Genomic DNA, 16,253 nt, shown 5'->3' on the forward strand with positions numbered 1-16,253 from the left:
CGGGGGAGGCACCGATCTCGCGCCCACGGCACGTCAGGTGTCAGGCGTTGCCGTCGAAGAGGCTCGTCACCGACCCGTCGTCGAAGACCTCGCGGATGGCGCGGGCCACGAGCGGCGCGATGGACAGCACGGTGAGCTTGTCGAACCGCTTGTCCGCGGAGATCGGCAGCGTGTCGGTGACGACGACCTCGGTGACCCCGCACTCCTGCAGCCGCTGGGCGGCCGGGTCGGACAGGACGCCGTGCGTCGCCGCGACCGTGACCGAGCGGGCGCCGGCCTCCATGACGACCTTCGCCGCCTCGGCGATGGTGCCGCCCGTGTCGATGAGGTCGTCCACGAGCACGCAGTCGCGTCCCTCGACGTCGCCGACCACGCGGTTGGCGACGGCCTGGTTCGGGCGGGTCACGTCGCGCGTCTTGTGCACGAACGCGAGCGGGCAGCCGCCGAGCTTCGCGGCCCACTGCTCGGCGACGCGGATGCGGCCGGCGTCGGGCGAGACCACGGCTACGTTGGACAGGTCGACGCGGGTGCGCACGTAGTCGACCAGCACCGGCATCGCCCACAGGTGGTCGACCGGGCCGTCGAAGAAGCCCTGGATCTGCGGCGTGTGCAGGTCGACGCTCAGGATGCGGTCGGCACCGGCGGTCTTGAGCATGTCCGCGACCAGACGGGCCGAGATGGGCTCGCGCCCGCGGCCCTTCTTGTCCTGGCGTGCGTACGCGTAGAACGGCGCCACCGCCGTGACCGTCCGCGCCGAGCCGCGCTTGGCGGCGTCCACCATCAGCAGCTGCTCCATGAGCCACTGGTTGACCGGCGCGGTGTGGCTCTGCAGCAGGAAGATGTCCGTGCCGCGGACCGACTCGCTGAACCGCACGTACGTCTCGCTGTTCGCGAAGTCGTACGCCGACGTCGGCAGCAGCTCGATGCCGAGCTCCTTCGCCACCGCCTCCGCGAGCTCGGGGTGCGCCCGTCCCGTGGCGAGGACGAGGGTGCGCTCACCGGTTCCGGGGATGGAGTTGTTCATCGCTGCGTGCTTCCTTCGGTGTCGGCGGCGGAGCTGTCGTCGGAGCGGGTGCCCGCCGGATCGGCGGGCGGGGACACCACCGGGATCGTCCCGGTGAGGGCATTGTGCTCGGCGAGCTGGCGCTGCGCCTGCGCACCCAGCCGCGGGGCGTCCGTCGTGGGGGCCTGCGCGGCGCGGGCGGCGGCCTCCGCCGCGGGCGTCCCGGGGCGACGGCGCTCCACCCAGCCGTCGATGTTGCGCTGCTGGGAGCGGCTGACACCGAGCGCGCCGGCGGGCACGTCCTTCGTGATGACCGACCCCGCGGCCGTGTAGGCGCCGTCGCCGACGGTGACGGGCGCGACGAACATGTTGTCCGCGCCGGTGCGGGCGTGGGAGCCGATGACGGTGCGGTGCTTGGCGATGCCGTCGTAGTTGACGGTGACGGACGCGGCGCCGATGTTGGACTGCTCGCCGATGGTGGCGTCGCCGACGTACGACAGGTGCGGCACCTTGGAGCCCGCGCCGATCTCGCTGTTCTTCGTCTCGACGAAGGTCCCGATCTTGCCGGAGGCGCCGAGCACGGTGTTCGGGCGCAGGTAGGCGAACGGGCCCACGCTCGCGCCCTCCCCGACGACGGACAGCGAGCCGTGCGTGCGCACGACCGTGGCGCCCGCCCCGACCTCGACGTCGGTGAGCGTCGTGTCGGGCCCGACGGTGGCGCCGGCGGCGACGACGGTGGCGCCGTGCAGCTGGGTGCCGGGCAGCAGCGTGACGTCCGGCGCGAGCTCCACGTCGACGTCGACCCACGTGGTGGCCGGGTCGACGACGGTGACCCCGGCCCGCATCCAGCCGTCGAGGACGCGGCGGTTGAGCTCCGCGCCGAGGGTCGCGAGCGCGACCCGGTCGTTGACGCCCTCGACGAGCATCGGGTCGTCGCTCAGCACGGCCCGCACCGCCCCGCCCTCGGCCCGCGCGGAGGCGACGACGTCGGTGAGGTAGACCTCGCCCTGCGCGTTGTCGGTGCCGAGCCCGCCGAGCCCGCGGCGCAGCACCGCGGCGTCGAACACGTACACGGAGCTGTTGATCTCACGGATCTCCCGCTGCGCGGGCGTCGCGTCCTTGTGCTCCACGACGGCGAGCACGTCGCCCGTGCCCTCCTCGCGCACGATGCGGCCGTAGCCCGTGGCGTCGCCCACCTGCGTGGTGAGGATCGTGACGGCGTTGCCGTCCGCGTGGTGGGCCGCCAGCAGCTCCGCGAGCGTCGCGCCGTCGAGCAGCGGGATGTCGCCGGCGAGGACGACGACCGCGCCGTCGAGCCCGTCGCCGAGGGGGTGCTCGTCGCCGTCGTGCAGGTCCTCGGCGTGCGCGAGCTCCGCCGCGCGGGCGGCGTGCGCCTTGGTGTCGAGGGCGTCGAGCGCGCACTGCACGGCGCGGCCCGTGCCGGGCACCTCGTCCTGGTCGACGACGAGGGCGGTCGCGTCGAGCTCCGTCGCGGCCGCGGCCACCTGGTCCCGCTCGTGCCGCACGACGACGGCCACCAGCCGCGGGTCGAGCTCGCGGGCAGCGGTCATCGCGTGCCCGAGCATGCTGCGCCCACCCAGGGTGTGCAGGACCTTGGGGACCGCGGACCGCATCCGGGTGCCCTGCCCGGCGGCGAGGACGACGACGGCGGCCGGTCGCGCGGGCCGTCGTGTGTACGTGGAGCCGTCCGTCACGGTGCCGCCCGGCGTTCCGGTCGAGCCTGTCGAGACCACGTCTTCTCCGTCTCTGTCGTGTGCACGTGCTCCGCCCCCAGGGCTCGAACCTGGACCAAGGGCACCAAAAACCCGTGTGCTGCCGATTACACCAAGGCGGAACGGCCGCCCGAGCCCGGCACCGCGCGTCGCGTGGCGGCACCGTCGAGCGTCCGTCCTCAGTCTGCCAGGTCCGGGGGCGTGCCCCGGCGCGCGGCCGACCATGTGGACGCCGTGAGGCCCGTGGTGCGCGCCACACCGGCCGGCCGCCGTCGTCCGCCCGGCACGTGCACGGCGCGGGCACGGCGGGCGGGCGGACCCCGCGGACGCACCGGCGACCAGGCACAATGAGGGGCATGCCTGCCGACTCCCGCGCGCCCAAGCGCACCCCGCGCGCCCGGATGACGGCGAGCCAGCGCCGCGAGCAGCTGCTGGCCGTGAGCCGCCGGCTGTTCGCCGAGAAGGGCTTCGACGGCACCAGCGTGGAGGAGATCGCCGCGCGCGCCCAGGTGTCCAAGCCGGTCGTGTACGAGCACTTCGGCGGCAAGGAGGGCATCTACGCCGTCATCGTCGACCGTGAGGTCCAGGCGCTCACGTCGGCGCTCACGGGCGCGCTGGCCGAGGGCGGCCACCCCAAGGTGATCGTCGAGCGCACCGCCCTGGCCCTGCTCGGGTACATCGAGGCGTCGGAGGACGGCTTCCGCATCCTCGTGCGCGACTCCCCCGTCGCGCAGGCCACCGGCACGTTCTCCAGCCTCATCGGCGACGTCGCGACGCAGGTCGAGAGCATCCTCGCCGACCAGTTCCGGGCCAACGGGCTCGACCCGAAGGCGGCGCCGCTGTACGCGCAGATGCTCGTCGGGATGGTCGCGCTCACCGGCCAGTACTGGCTCGACGCGCGCAGCCCGAAGAAGACCGAGGTCGCCGCGCACCTGGTCAACCTCGCGTGGAACGGCCTGTCGGGGATGGAGCGCAAGCCCGCGCTGACCGGGCCCCGCTGACGCCGCGGCTCGTCGAGGGTGCCGGTCCGGTCCCCATCCGCCCGTCGTGGGGACCGGACCGGCACGCCCGACGCGGTGGCGCCGTCGTCAGCGGCCGTCCAGGTAGCCGTTGGCGTCGATGACGTACTTCGTCGCCGCCCCGGCGTCGAACTCGGCGTAGCCCCGCGGGGCGTCCTCGAGCGGGATCGCAGTCGCGTGGACGTTCTTCGCGATCTGCACCCGGTCGTGCAGGATCGCCTGCATCAGCCCGCGGTGGTACTTCATCACTGGGCACTGGCCCGTGGTGAACGACAGCGACTTCGCCCAGCCGGTGCCGAGGCTCAGCGACAGGGAGCCCTTCTTCGCGGCCTCGTCGATGCCGCCGGGGTCGCCCGTGACGTACAGCCCCGGGATGCCCAGCGCGCCGCCCGCGGCGGTGAGGTCCATCAGCGAGTTGAGCACCGTCGCCGGAGCCTCGTGGCTCGCGTCGGCGCCGTGCCCCCTCGCCTCGAACCCGACGGCGTCGACGCCGCAGTCGACCTCGGGGACCCCGAGGATCTGCTCGATCTGCTCGACCGGACCGCCCTTCGTCAGGTCGACCGTCTCGCAGCCGAAGCTGCGTGCCTGCGCGAGCCGGTCCGCGTTCATGTCGCCGACGATCACCACCGCCGCCCCCAGCAGCTGCGCGCCCGTCGCCGCGGCGAGCCCGACGGGCCCCGCCCCCGCGACGTACACCGTGGAGCCCACGCCGACCCCGGCGGTCACGGCGCCGTGGAACCCGGTCGGGAAGATGTCGGACAGCATCGTGAGGTCCATGATCTTCTCGAGCGCCTGGTCGCGGTCCGGGAACCTCAGCAGGTTCCAGTCGGCGTACGGCACCAGCACGTAGTTCGCCTGGCCGCCGACCCAGCCGCCCATGTCGACGTAGCCGTAGGCGCTGCCCGGCCGGTCCGGGTTGACGTTCAGACAGATGCCGGTCTTGCGCTCCTTGCAGTTCTTGCAGCGCCCGCAGGCGATGTTGAACGGCACCGAGACGAGGTCGCCGACCTTGATGAACTCGACGTCCCGGCCGACCTCGACGACCTCGCCGGTGATCTCGTGACCGAGCACGAGGTCCTGCGGCGCCGTGGTGCGCCCGCGGACCATGTGCTGGTCCGAACCGCAGATGTTCGTGGCGACCGTCTTGACGATCACGCCGTGGTGGACCTGGCGGCCGACGTTGGCCGGGTTCACCCCGGGCCCGTCCCTGAGCTCGAAGGTCGGGTAGTCGATGTCGATGACGGCGACCTCACCCGGCCCCTTGTACGCGACCGCGCGGTTGGTGTCTGCCATGGTGCTCCTCCTCGAACCACACCCGGCCCGGTCTGAGCCGGTCCTTCGACGGTAGGCAGGTCGCGGGGGCCAGGCAGTGCGGGCAGACGGCTCCGTCGGACTTCATCCGCTCGCGTCGCCGTTGTGTGCGGGGCGCGGGTCTGCTAGGCCTGCGGTATGAGCCGGGTCACCGTCCGACGCCGCGTCCGGCGCCTCACGATCGGCGGGCGCACGGCCCGCCGCGACGACCTCCTCGCGGGCGAGGAGCCGCTGGAGATCCGCGTGGGCGGACGCTCGTACGCCGTCACGATGCGCACCCCCGGGCACGACGTGGAGCTCGCCACCGGGTTCCTCGTGTCCGAGGGCGTCGTCACCGCGGGCGACCAGGTCGCCGGGGCGCGCTGGTGCGCCGGCTCGCCGGGGCTCCCCGGCGTGGGCGAGAACACCTACAACGTGCTCGACGTCGCGCTCGCGGCCGGCGTGCGCCCTCCCGACCCCACCCTCGCCAGGGAGTTCTTCACCTCCAGCGCGTGCGGGCTGTGCGGCAAGGCGTCGATCGACGCGGTGCGCACGCGCGGAGCGTTCACGGTGGCCGACGACCCGGTCCGCGTGGACGCCGCCACGCTCGCCGCGCTCCCGGGGCGCCTGCGCGCCGCGCAGGACGTCTTCGCGCGCACCGGCGGGCTGCACGCCGCGGGACTCTTTGACGTCGCCACCGGCGAGGCGCTCGTCGTCCGCGAGGACGTGGGTCGGCACAACGCCGTCGACAAGGTGGTCGGGTGGGCCGCCGCGGCGGGGATGCTGCCGCTGCGGGGGACCGTGCTCGTGGTGTCCGGGCGGGCGAGCTTCGAGCTCACGCAGAAGGCGGTCATGGCCGGCGTGCCGGTGCTCGCGGCCGTGTCCGCGCCGTCGTCGCTCGCCGCCGAGCTCGCGGACGAGGCCGGCCTCACGCTCGTCGGCTTCGTCCGGGACCCCTCGCTCGTCGTCTACGCGGGCGGGCACCGCGTGGTCGAGGACGAGGACGCGGCCGCCGGGGACGAGCGTGCAGGTGACGCGGCATGAGTGCGAGGAGCCCCCGCGGAGGGAGGCCGAGGAACGAGGCGTACCGGAGCGAGGCACCGCAGCGGTCGTGCAGGAAGGACACGGTATGACCGCCGACCGGCCCCGCGAGACGAGACCGCCGAAGGTCTGGGCAGCGGGCCTGCCCGGCATCACGCACGCGCTCGGGCCCGCCCTGCGCGGCATGGGGCCGCTGCGCTCCGCGCGGCTGCTGCTGGCGATGAACCAGCGCGACGGCTTCGACTGCATGAGCTGCGCGTGGCCCGACCCGGACCGGCGCAAGACCGCGGAGTTCTGCGAGAACGGCGCCAAGGCCGTCACCTGGGAGGCCACGCCGCTGACCGTGCCCCGCGAGTTCTGGTCCGAGCACCCCCTCACCGACCTCGCCGCGCGGTCCGAGCGCTGGCTGGGGCAGCAGGGCCGGCTCGTCGAGCCGGTGCACAAGCCGGCCGGCTCGGACCGGTACGAGCCGATCGGCTGGGACGAGGCGTTCGCGATCCTCGCCGACCGGCTGAACGGGCTCGACTCCCCCGACCAGGCGTCGTTCTACACGAGCGGGCGCGCGTCCAACGAGGCCGCATTCGTGTACCAGCTCTTCGTGCGCGCCTTCGGCACGAACAACCTGCCCGACTGCTCCAACATGTGCCACGAGTCCACGGGGGCGGCGCTCGGCGAGACGCTCGGCGTCGGCAAGGCGACGATCACCTACGACGACTTCCGCAGGACCGACCTCGTCGTGATCATGGGGCAGAACCCGGGCAGCAACCACCCGCGCATGCTCACCGCGCTCGAGGAGGCCAAGCGGAACGGCGCGAGCATCGTGGCCGTCAATCCGCTGCCCGAGGCCGGGCTCATGCGGTACAAGAACCCGCAGACGGTGCGCGGGCTGGCCGGCCGCGGGACCGAGCTCGCCGACCAGTTCCTGCAGATCCGCCTCGGCGGGGACATGGCGCTGCTGCAGGCGCTGTCGAAGCGGGTGCTCGACGCGGAGGCCGCGGCGCCGGGGACCGTGCTCGACCACGGGTTCCTCGCCGCGCACACGTCGGGCCTCGCGGAGCTGACCGCGCACCTGGCCGACCTCGACGAGGAGGCCGTGCTGGCCGCGACGGGGCTGACGAGCGCCGAGATCGACGAGCTCGCGGAGCGCTACCTGCGCGCCGACCGGGTCATCGTCACCTGGGCGATGGGCCTGACCCAGCACACCCAGGCGGTCCCCACCATCAGGGAGATCGTCAACCTGCTCCTGCTGCGGGGGCACGTCGGGCGGCCCGGGGCCGGGGCGTCACCGATCCGCGGGCACTCCAACGTGCAGGGCGACCGCACCATGGGCATCTGGGAGCGGATGCCGGAGCCGTTCCTCGACGCGCTCGAGGCGGAGTTCGGGTTCGGCGTGCCGCGCGCGCACGGCGTGGACGCGGTCGGCACGATCGAGGGCATGGCCGCCGGGCGGATCAAGGCGCTCGTCGCGCTCGGGGGCAACCTTGTCGCGGCGATCTCCGACACCGGCGCGGCGGAGGACGCGCTGCGCCGCACCGACCTCACGGTGCAGATCTCCACGAAGCTCAACCGCTCGCACGCCGTCGTCGGGCGCGAGGCGCTGATCCTGCCGACGCTCGGGCGCACCGAGATCGACCGGCAGGCCACGGGCGAGCAGCTCGTCTCCGTCGAGGACACCGTCTGCGCGGTGCACGCGTCGCGCGGCAAGGTCGAGCCGGTCGGGCCGGTGCTGCTGTCCGAGGTCGCGATCGTGACCCGGACGGCGCGCGCCGTCCTGGGCGCGCGCCCCGGCGGGGCGGGGCCGGTCGACTGGGCGGCCATGGAGCGTGACTACGACGTGATCCGCGACCACGTGGCGCGCGTCGTGCCCGGGTTCGACGACTACAACGCCAAGGTGCGCCGCGACGGCGGGTTCCTGCTGCCGCACGGGCCGCGGGACTCGCGCACGTTCCCGACGTCCGACGGGCGCGCGCACCTGACCGTCAACGAGCTGGCACCCGTGGAGTGCCCGCCGGGGCGCCTGCTGCTGCAGACGATCCGCTCGCACGACCAGTTCAACACGACCGTCTACCGCGCCGACGACCGCTACCGCGGCGTCAAGGGCGGGCGGGCCGTGGTCCTCGTGCACCCGGACGACCTCGCCGAGCTCGGCCTCGCCGACGGGGCGACCGTCGACGTGCACGGCGAGTACCACGACGGCGTCGACCGGGTGCTGCGCGGCCAGCGGGTCGTCGCCTACCCGACGGCCCGCGGCTGCGCAGCGGCGTACTTCCCGGAGGCGAACGTCCTGGTGCCTCTGGGGGCGACCGCCGAGACGAGCCGCACGCCCGTCTCCAAGGCTGTCGTCGTGCGCCTCGAACCCGCCTGACCTGGCCCCGGCGAGTTGTCAGGGTGAGCGCGGGGTATACCGCGCGCTCACCCTGACAAATCGCAGATGGTGGCGCGGCGTCAAGATTCTTGACGTCGAGAGAACGGCGTATCCTCTCGGCATGGACGTCACGGAGCCCCGCGGAGCGGACGAGGTCGACCGCATCGTCGCGGCCTGGCGCCGCGAGCGCCCCGACCTCGACGTCGAGCCGCTGACCGTCTTCTCCCGCGTGAGCCGGCTCGCGCGGCACCTCGACCGCGCCCGGCGCAGCGCCTTCGACCGGCACGACCTCGAGACCTGGGAGTTCGACGTCCTGTCCGCGCTGCGCCGTGCGGGCGAGCCCTACCGGCTGTCGCCGGGGGTGCTCGTCGCCCAGACCCTCGTCACCAGCGGCACCATGACCAACCGCATCGACCGCCTCGAGAAGCGCGGCCTCGTGGAGCGCCACCGGGCGCCCGAGGACCGCCGCGGCGTGCTCGTGGAGCTCACCGCGGCCGGCCGCCGCCGGGTCGACGCCGCGATGAGCGACCTGCTCGACGTCGAGGCGCGGGTGCTGGACGCCCTGCCCGCGGCCGTGCGTCCCCAGCTGGCCGCGCTGCTGCGCGCCGTCGGCGCCCAGTTCGACGAGTGACGGCCACGCCCCGCCCCGGGCGCCGCGACGGCGCCCCCGCCGGATGGCTGCTGGCCGCGCTGCTGCTGGTCGCCCTCAACCTGCGCGCCCCCATCACCGCGCTGCCGCCGGTCGTCGACGACGTCGCCGCCGGGCTCGGGCTCACCGCGGCCGGCGTCGGGCTGCTCACGTCCGTCCCCGTCCTCTGCTTCGCGCTGTGCACCCCGCTGGCGTCGGTGCTCGTGGCGCGCCTCGGGCCGGAGGCGTCGGTCACCGCCGCCCTCGGCGGCATCCTCGTCGGCACGCTGCTGCGCTCCGGCGGCTCCGTGCCGGCCGCGCTCGCCGGGACCGCCGTCGTCGGGATCGCGATCACCGTGGGGAACGTGGCCGTCCCCGTGGTCATCACCCGCGACTTCCGCGACCGTGCCGCCGTCGTCACCGGCGCCTACAGCGCCACGATGAACCTCGGCTCCACGTTCACCACCATGCTCACGGTGCCGCTGGCGGCGACCCTCGGGTGGCAGTGGGCGCTCGTCGGCTGGGGCGTCCTCGCGGTCGTCGGCCTGTCCACCTGGGTGCCGGCGGGCCGCGCGCGGCCGGCGGCGGACCGCGCGGCCGGCGGCCGCCCGCCGTCGGCACGCCACGAGCTCGCCGCCCTCGCCCCCGCCGAGCGGGCCGCGGCGCGGCGCCTCGCCGTCCTGCTGTCCGTGGCGTTCGCCGGGCAGGCGTCCGGCTACTACGCGATGACCGCGTGGCTGCCCGCGATCCTGCAGGACCGGCTGGGGATGGGCGACGCCGCCGCCGGGGGCGCGGCCGCGCCGTTCCAGCTGTGCGCGGTGGCCGGGTCCCTCCTGGTGCCGGCGGTGCTCGCCCGCGGGACGGCGCCCCGCCGGGTCGCGATGCTCCTCGCCGCGATGTGGCTGTCGCTGCCCGTCGGCCTGCTCGCCGCGCCGTCGCTCTGGTGGCTGTGGGTGGGCCTGGCCGGGGCCGCCCAGGGCGGGAACTTCACCGTGATCTTCACGCTCGTCGCGCAGCGCAGCCCCACCCTCGCCGTGGCGCGGCGCACCTCCGCCGCCGTGCAGACCGCGGGCTACGCCTGCGCCGCCGTCGCGCCCACCGCCGTCGGCGCCGTGCAGGAGTCCACGGGCGGCTGGACCGTGCCGCTGGCGGCCGTCGCCGCCGTGCTGGCGGTCATGACCGCGGCGATGTGGCTGGCGTCGGGCCGGCCGGCGCCCGGCAGGCACCCGTGAGGTCCACCGCCAGCGCGCCGAGCGCGCGCAGCGTCTCCTCGGCGTCGGCCGGCGCGTAGCCGCGGGAGCAGACCGCCACGACCAGCGCTCCCGGGCCCGGCTCGCCGACGAACGCCACGTCGTGCCGGATGCCGTCCACCCAGCCCGACTTGGAACCGTGCGGCACGTCCCGCGGGACGCCGGCGGTGAGCTGCCGGTCGTCCTGGCGTCCCAGCAGGTCGAGCATCCAGGCCGTCGGCTCGGGGCCGGCCAGCGCGCCCGTCACGACGGCGGACATGAGGCTCGCCAGGTCGCCCGCCGTCGTGCGGTGGGTGGCGCCCGCCGCCTCGGCGGCCAGGTCGGAGTACTTGCGCCCGACGACGCTCGCGGCGGCGCCGGCGTCCGCCAGGACCCGGTTCGCGGCGTCGAGCCCGACGGCGTCGATCACCATGTTCGTGGCCTCGTTGGACGACACGACGACCATGCGCTCGACGACCTCGCCGAACGTCACCTCGGTGCCGGGCGGCGGCATGCCGGGGTCCAGGTCGTCCGGCTCGATGCGGTAGTCGGGCGCACCCGGCACCTGCGAGGCGAACGTGTCGGTGCTGGTCACGCGCCGGTCCAGCGTCAGCGTCCCGGCATCCAGCGCCCGGGCGACGGCCGCGAAGACCGCCAGCTTGACGGTCGAGGCCGCGTAGAACGGCAGGTCGGCGTCCCGCGCGGCGAGGACCTCGCCGCCCGCCCGGCGCACCTGGTAGGCGACGGTGGGCACCCCGTCCGAGTGCGTCCCCGTGGCCGGCATCAGCGCACCCCCGCCCGGCGCGGGCGGGTCCGCCCGGAGACCCGGCCGTCCACGTGCGGCCGGGTCCGGTGGACAACGTCCGCGAACGCCTCGGCGAGCACCCGCGCCTGGGCCGAGTTCGTCGCGTCGTGCGCCGCGGCCTCGGCCTGCATCGCGTCACGGTCGTAGCCGGAGGCGGCGAGCTCTGCGGCGTCCCAGGTGCCGATCCGCTCCGCGGGGGCCTCCGGGTGGAACTGCACGCCCCACGCGACCCCCACCCGGAAGGCCTGCACCCGGCAGGCGTCGCTCGTCGCGAGCAGGACGGCGTCCGGCGGCAGCCCCGTGACGGAGTCCTGGTGGTGCTCGATCATCCGCAGCGCGCCCGGCGACGTCCCGTGCGCGCGGTACAGGCCGCCGAGCAGCGCGTCGTCGGCCGCGGCGTCGAGCAGGTCCACCGGGCACATCCCCTTCTCCGTCTCGCCCGAGCGGCCGGTGACCTCCCCGCCGGTCACGTGCGCGACCACCTGGGCGCCGAGGCAGATGCCCAGGACGGGGACGCCCGCGCGGGCCGCCTGCACGGTGAGCTCGCGCTCGTGCGGGAGCCACGGCGCCCGGTCGTCCTCGTCCGGCAGCAGGCCACCGCCCAGCAGCACCAGCCCGTGGACCCGCCCCGTCGCGTCGTCGCCCTCGATCGCCGGGACCTGCGCGGCGAGGTCCTCGCCCTGGACCACCCGCGCGTCGACGCCGGCGTCGGACAGCCACTCCGGCAGGCGCCCCGCGGTGCTGGTCGGTGAGTTCTGGACGAGGACGACCGTCGGTCGGGTCACGAGTCGGCTCCCATGCTGGTCGAGGTGCTGGTCGATGTGCGGGACGAGGTATCCGGGGCGCCGCCCGGGACCAGGTCCGCGAAGTGGCACGCCGCGACGTGCTCCGGAGCGGGCCCGGTCTCCTCGTCGGGCCGGGCCGGGGCGGAGGGGGCGTCCGGCGGGAGGAGCGCCGGATCCTGCGTGCGGCAGCGTTCCGGCACGGAGCCCGCGTCGCCGTCGGCGCAGTTCGCCCGCGCCGCGCCGATCTGGTGGGCGAGCCAGCACCGCGTGTGGAACCGGCAGCCGGACGGCGGGTCGGCGGGCGAAGGCGGGTCGCCCTCCAGCAGCAGCGGCCGGGACGCGGCGGCCGCCCCCGGGTCGGGCACGGGCACCGCGGAGAGCAGCGCCCGCGTGTACGGATGGCTCGCGGCCTCGTACACGGTGGGGCCGACGCCCTGCTCCACCACGCGGCCCAGGTACATCACCGCGACCTCGTCGGCGATGTGCCGCACCACCGCGAGGTCGTGCGCGATGAACAGGTAGGACAGCCCGAGCTCGTCCTGCAGGTCCTCGAGCAGGTTGATGACCTGGCCCTGCACGGACACGTCGAGGGCCGACACCGGCTCGTCGCACACGAGCACGCGCGGCTTGACCGCCAGCGCCCGCGCGACGCCGATCCGCTGGCGCTGACCGCCGGAGAACTGGTGGGGGTAGCGGTTCGCGTGGTCCGGGTCGAGACCCACCAGCTCCAGCAGCTCCGCGACGGCGCGGCGCCGCCCGCCCGCCGGCACGGCGTCCGGGTGGATCCGGAACGGCTCGCCCACGATCTCCGCCACCGACATCCGCGGGTTCAGGGACGTGTACGGGTCCTGGAAGACCATCTGTACGGAACGTCGCAGGTGCTTGCGCTCGGCCCGCGACATCGTCGACACGTCCTGGCCGTCGACCAGCACCGCGCCCCGGGTGGGCCTCTCGATGCCCACGAGAACCCTGGCGAGGGTCGACTTGCCGGAGCCCGACTCCCCCACCAGGCCGAGCGTGCGGCCGCGGCGCAACGTGAGGTTCACGCCGTCGACGGCCTGCACCTGGCCGACGGTCCTCTTGAGCACGACGCCGCGGCGCACGGGGTACGACTTGGCCAGGTCGCGCACCTCGAGCACGACGTCGCCGGGCGTCCCGGCGTCGGGCGACGGGCGGGTCAGCTCAGCCACGGGCACCTCCGAGCACCTCGGCGGAGAAGTGGCACGCGGACGACCGTCCCGGGGCCGCCTCGGCCAGGGGCGGGACGTCCGTGCGGCAGACGTCACGGGCCAGGTCGCACCGCGGGTGGAACGCGCACCCCGAGGGCACGCGGCCCGGTGCCGGCGGGCGGCCGGGGACCACCGGCAGGCGGCCGTCGGCGTCCGTGCCCCCGCCGGCCAGGCGGGGTACCGACCGCAGCAGCGCGCGGGTGTAGGGGTGCGCCGGCGCCTCGTACAGCTCCCGCACCGGCGCCTGCTCCACGGCCCGGCCCGCGTACATCACCGTGACGTCGTCCGCGACGCCCGCCACCACGCCGAGGTCGTGCGTGATCAGCACGAGGCCCATGTTCCGCTCCGCCTGGATCTCCGCCAGCAGCTGCATCACCTGCGCCTGCACCGTGACGTCGAGCGCCGTCGTCGGCTCGTCCGCGATGAGCACGTCCGGGTCCAGCGCCAGCGCCGACGCGATCATGACCCGCTGGCGCATCCCGCCGGAGAACTGGTGCGGGTACTCGTGGACGCGCTGCGCCGCGTGCGGCACCTTGACCAGGTCCAGCAGCTCGACCGCGCGCCGCCGGGCGTCCCGCCGCGACGCGCCGGTGCGCGCCCGTAGCGCCTCGGTGAGCTGGTAGCCCACCGTGTGCACCGGGTTCAGCGCGGCCAGCGCGTCCTGGAACACCATCGCGACATGGCGGCCGCAGTGCTCCCGGTGCCGCGCCGGCGGCAGGGCGAGCAGGTCCGTGCCCCGGAACCGCGCCGACCCGCGCGTCACCCGCGCCGCCGGCGGCAGCAGGCCCATCACCGCGAGCGAGCTCACCGACTTGCCGCAGCCCGACTCCCCCACCAGCGCGAGGGTCCGGCCCGCGACCACCCGGTACCCGAGGCCGTCCACGGCCCGGACCACGCCGTCGTCGCCGCGGAACTCCACCGCGAGGTCGTCCACCTCGAGCAGCGTCTCGCCCACGTCCCGCGGCCCGGTGTCGCCGGTGTCCTCGGACTCCCGGTCCCGGACGTCGACCGGCACGGACGTCGTCATCGTTCCCCTCCCTCTCACCGCAGCCTCGGGTCGAGCGCGTCACGCAGCGCGTCGCCGAGGACGACGAGCGCCAGCACCGTCAGCACCAGGCAGCCGAGGGGGAACAGCAGCAGGTACGCGTACCCGCCCGTCACCCACTCCGAGCCGCGCGTGATCATGATCCCCCAGCTCACCGCGGGCGGGCGCACCCCGATGCCGAGGAAGGCCAGCACCGCCTCCGCGCTGATGACGCCCGCGATCGCGGTCGGCACCAGCGCCGTCACCGGGCCGACGGCGTTCGGCAGCACGTGCCGCAGCATGATCCGCACGTCCGACGCGCCGAGTGCCCGCGCCGCCGTCACGTAGTCGAGGTTCTTCGCCTCCAGCACGCTCGCGCGCACGTAGCGGGCGTACCCCATCCACGCGAACAGGGTCAGCACGATGGCGGGCAGCAGGATGACGTCGAACGTGCCCGACCCCACGTGCACGTTGCGGAACAGCGAGAGCAGCAGGAGCGCCGCGAGCAGCAGCGGGATCACCAGGAACACCTCGATCACCCGGGAGACGATCCCGTCGACCCAGCCGAGGTAGTACCCCGCGAGCAGGCCCAGGACCACCCCGATGACCACCGACGCGCCCACCACGACGAACGCCAGCAGCAGCGACGGGCGGGCGCCGTGCGCCAGCTGGGCGAGCACGTCGCACCCGTGCGCGTCCGTGCCGAACGGGTGGGTCGCGCCGAACCCCTGCGGGTGGATCTTCGAGTCGCCGATGACGCAGCGCTGCGGGTCCGTCGACGTGAACAGCGTCGGGACGGCGGCGACGACGGCGAAGAACGCCACCACGACCACGGCCACGATCACGTCGGGCCGGCGGCGCAGGCGATGCCACGCGTCCGCCCCGAGCGAGCGTCCCGCCGCGACGTCGACGGCCGCCGCCACCTCCGGCGTCGTGGGCTCAGGCATAACGGATCCTCGGGTCGAGGGCGGCGTAGGCGACGTCGACGACCAGCATGACCACGACCGTCACCGCCGCCAGGATGGTGACGACGCCGACCACCAGGGCCACGTCGCTGGCGCGCACCGCCTCCCAGAGCACACCGCCCATGCCGTAGATGTTCATCATCCCCTCGGTGATCACGGCGCCCGCGAGCGCCTCCGTGAACGTCAGCCCGACGGCCGTGACCACGGGCACCGACGAGTTGCGCACCACGTGGTGCACGACCACGTGGCGCTCCGGCAGCCCGCGCGACCGCGCCGTCCGCACGTGCTCGCCCGTGTACGCCTCGAGCTGGCTCGCGCGCACCAGGCGGATGAACGCCGCGGAGCCGGCGAGGCCCAGCAGGATCCCCGGGACGAGCAGCGTCGCCCACGGGTGGTCGTCGTCGAACGACGGCCGGAACCACAGGGCCGCCATGCTGTCCGCGCCGAACGTCGACGTGGCCCAGCCGCTCAGCGGCACCGCGAACACGTAGCGGTAGACCAGCAGCAGCACGAAGATCGGGAACGCGTCGATGAGCACGGACGACATCCGGATGCCGTGGTCGGTCGGGCGCCCCCGCCACCGCGCGGCGACCGAGCCCAGGCCCATGCCGAGCACGAACCACGTCACGGTCACCACCGCGAACAGCTTCAGCGTGTTGGGCGCCGCCGTCGCGACGATGTCCGTCACCTCGCGGCCCCGCAGGTCGGTGCCGAAGTCGCCCTGCGCGTACGAGCCCAGCCGCTCGACGAACGGGCCGAGGCACGGGTTACCCGTCTGGTCGTAGCACGGGTCGTCGAGCCCGTACCGGGCCTCGACGGCGGCCACCTGCGCGTCGGTCGGCACCCGGTCGCCGAAGAACGCCAGCGCCGGGTTGCCGTTGAGCTGGATCGCGAACGTCGTGAGCAGGTGCAGCACGAACATCACGATCAGCAGCGTCAGCGCGCCCAGCAGCGCCCGGCGGAGGATGTAGCGGCCCATTCACGTCCTTCTGATCTCTCGTCGTCCCCGGCGCGCCGGGTGGGGTTGCTCTTGTCACCCCACCACCGTCCGTCGGTCAGCCTCGCTCGCCGTCCAGGAGACGAGGGGGTCTTCCCTCGAGGCGCGCCATCCGCCTCGCTCGTTCCTCGCTCGGCTCC

At 74.6% G+C, this 16,253-nt stretch carries 14 protein-coding genes and 1 tRNA gene; 5 read left to right on the top strand and 10 right to left on the bottom strand.

Translation table 11 applies throughout. The features are described from left to right. Positions 1-40 precede the first annotated feature (40 nt). The 3 genes from EYB28_RS16865 to EYB28_RS16875 form a co-directional block, all read right to left on the bottom strand. Positions 41-1,024: a ribose-phosphate diphosphokinase gene (locus EYB28_RS16865; RefSeq protein WP_166850263.1), complete on the bottom strand. Its 984-nt coding sequence runs from the start codon at positions 1,022-1,024 to the stop codon at positions 41-43. Beyond that, the gene (gene glmU / locus EYB28_RS16870) at positions 1,021-2,637 is read right to left on the bottom strand and encodes a bifunctional UDP-N-acetylglucosamine diphosphorylase/glucosamine-1-phosphate N-acetyltransferase GlmU (RefSeq protein ID WP_166852657.1); all 1,617 of its coding nucleotides are present in this window, start codon (positions 2,635-2,637) and stop codon (positions 1,021-1,023) included. The genes EYB28_RS16865 and glmU overlap by 4 nt, the downstream gene beginning before the upstream one ends. Positions 2,638-2,786: 149 nt before the next feature. Continuing rightward, a tRNA-Gln gene (locus EYB28_RS16875) sits at positions 2,787-2,858 on the bottom strand. Between the two features lie 279 nt (positions 2,859-3,137). On the opposite strand from EYB28_RS16875, the gene EYB28_RS16880 reads away from it, so the two are divergent. Next, a complete protein-coding gene (locus EYB28_RS16880) occupies positions 3,138-3,737 on the top strand; it encodes a TetR/AcrR family transcriptional regulator (RefSeq protein ID WP_166852660.1) in 600 nt (199 codons plus the stop codon). A gap of 87 nt (positions 3,738-3,824) precedes the next feature. On the opposite strand, the gene fdhA is transcribed toward EYB28_RS16880, so the two are convergent. Then, complete coding sequence (gene fdhA, locus EYB28_RS16885; RefSeq protein ID WP_166850266.1) at positions 3,825-5,048, bottom strand: formaldehyde dehydrogenase, glutathione-independent; 1,224 nt, start codon at positions 5,046-5,048, stop codon at positions 3,825-3,827. 156 nt (positions 5,049-5,204) lie between these two features. On the opposite strand from fdhA, the gene fdhD reads away from it, so the two are divergent. The 4 genes from fdhD (at position 5,205) to EYB28_RS16905 (ending at position 10,311) form a co-directional block, all read left to right on the top strand. Beyond that, positions 5,205-6,089: a formate dehydrogenase accessory sulfurtransferase FdhD gene (gene fdhD / locus EYB28_RS16890; protein WP_166850269.1), complete on the top strand. Its 885-nt coding sequence runs from the start codon at positions 5,205-5,207 to the stop codon at positions 6,087-6,089. Between the two features lie 85 nt (positions 6,090-6,174). Next, on the top strand, positions 6,175-8,451 hold the full coding sequence (locus EYB28_RS16895; protein ID WP_166850272.1) for an FdhF/YdeP family oxidoreductase: 2,277 nt from the start codon (positions 6,175-6,177) through the stop codon (positions 8,449-8,451). Positions 8,452-8,572: 121 nt separating this feature from the next. Then, positions 8,573-9,082: a MarR family winged helix-turn-helix transcriptional regulator gene (locus EYB28_RS16900; protein ID WP_166850275.1), complete on the top strand. Its 510-nt coding sequence runs from the start codon at positions 8,573-8,575 to the stop codon at positions 9,080-9,082. Beyond that, the gene (locus EYB28_RS16905) at positions 9,079-10,311 is read left to right on the top strand and encodes a CynX/NimT family MFS transporter (RefSeq protein WP_166850277.1); all 1,233 of its coding nucleotides are present in this window, start codon (positions 9,079-9,081) and stop codon (positions 10,309-10,311) included. The genes EYB28_RS16900 and EYB28_RS16905 overlap by 4 nt, the downstream gene beginning before the upstream one ends. Here the strand turns inward: EYB28_RS16905 and EYB28_RS16910 are convergent. From EYB28_RS16910 to EYB28_RS16935, 6 genes are read right to left on the bottom strand one after another with little or no spacing between them, the layout of a single operon-like run. Then, entirely contained in the window at positions 10,253-11,092 is an 840-nt protein-coding gene (locus EYB28_RS16910; RefSeq protein ID WP_166850281.1) for a serine hydrolase, read from the bottom strand. The genes EYB28_RS16905 and EYB28_RS16910 overlap by 59 nt on opposite strands. Continuing rightward, entirely contained in the window at positions 11,092-11,898 is an 807-nt protein-coding gene (locus tag EYB28_RS16915) for a type 1 glutamine amidotransferase (protein WP_166850283.1), read from the bottom strand. The genes EYB28_RS16910 and EYB28_RS16915 overlap by 1 nt, the downstream gene beginning before the upstream one ends. Beyond that, positions 11,895-13,088: an ABC transporter ATP-binding protein gene (locus tag EYB28_RS16920; RefSeq protein ID WP_240930609.1), complete on the bottom strand. Its 1,194-nt coding sequence runs from the start codon at positions 13,086-13,088 to the stop codon at positions 11,895-11,897. Before EYB28_RS16920 ends, EYB28_RS16915 begins: the two co-directional genes overlap by 4 nt. After that, on the bottom strand, positions 13,081-14,154 hold the full coding sequence (locus EYB28_RS16925) for an ABC transporter ATP-binding protein (protein ID WP_166850285.1): 1,074 nt from the start codon (positions 14,152-14,154) through the stop codon (positions 13,081-13,083). Before EYB28_RS16925 ends, EYB28_RS16920 begins: the two co-directional genes overlap by 8 nt. Positions 14,155-14,168: 14 nt before the next feature. Then, positions 14,169-15,098, bottom strand: coding sequence for an ABC transporter permease (locus tag EYB28_RS16930; protein ID WP_166850287.1), 930 nt, complete (start codon positions 15,096-15,098; stop codon positions 14,169-14,171). Beyond that, on the bottom strand, positions 15,091-16,095 hold the full coding sequence (locus EYB28_RS16935; RefSeq protein WP_166850288.1) for an ABC transporter permease: 1,005 nt from the start codon (positions 16,093-16,095) through the stop codon (positions 15,091-15,093). The genes EYB28_RS16930 and EYB28_RS16935 overlap by 8 nt, the downstream gene beginning before the upstream one ends. Positions 16,096-16,253: the final 158 nt, after the last annotated feature.

This window comes from Isoptericola sp. BMS4 (genome assembly GCF_011634835.1).
In the GTDB taxonomy this organism is placed as follows: Bacteria; Actinomycetota; Actinomycetes; order Actinomycetales; family Cellulomonadaceae; genus Isoptericola.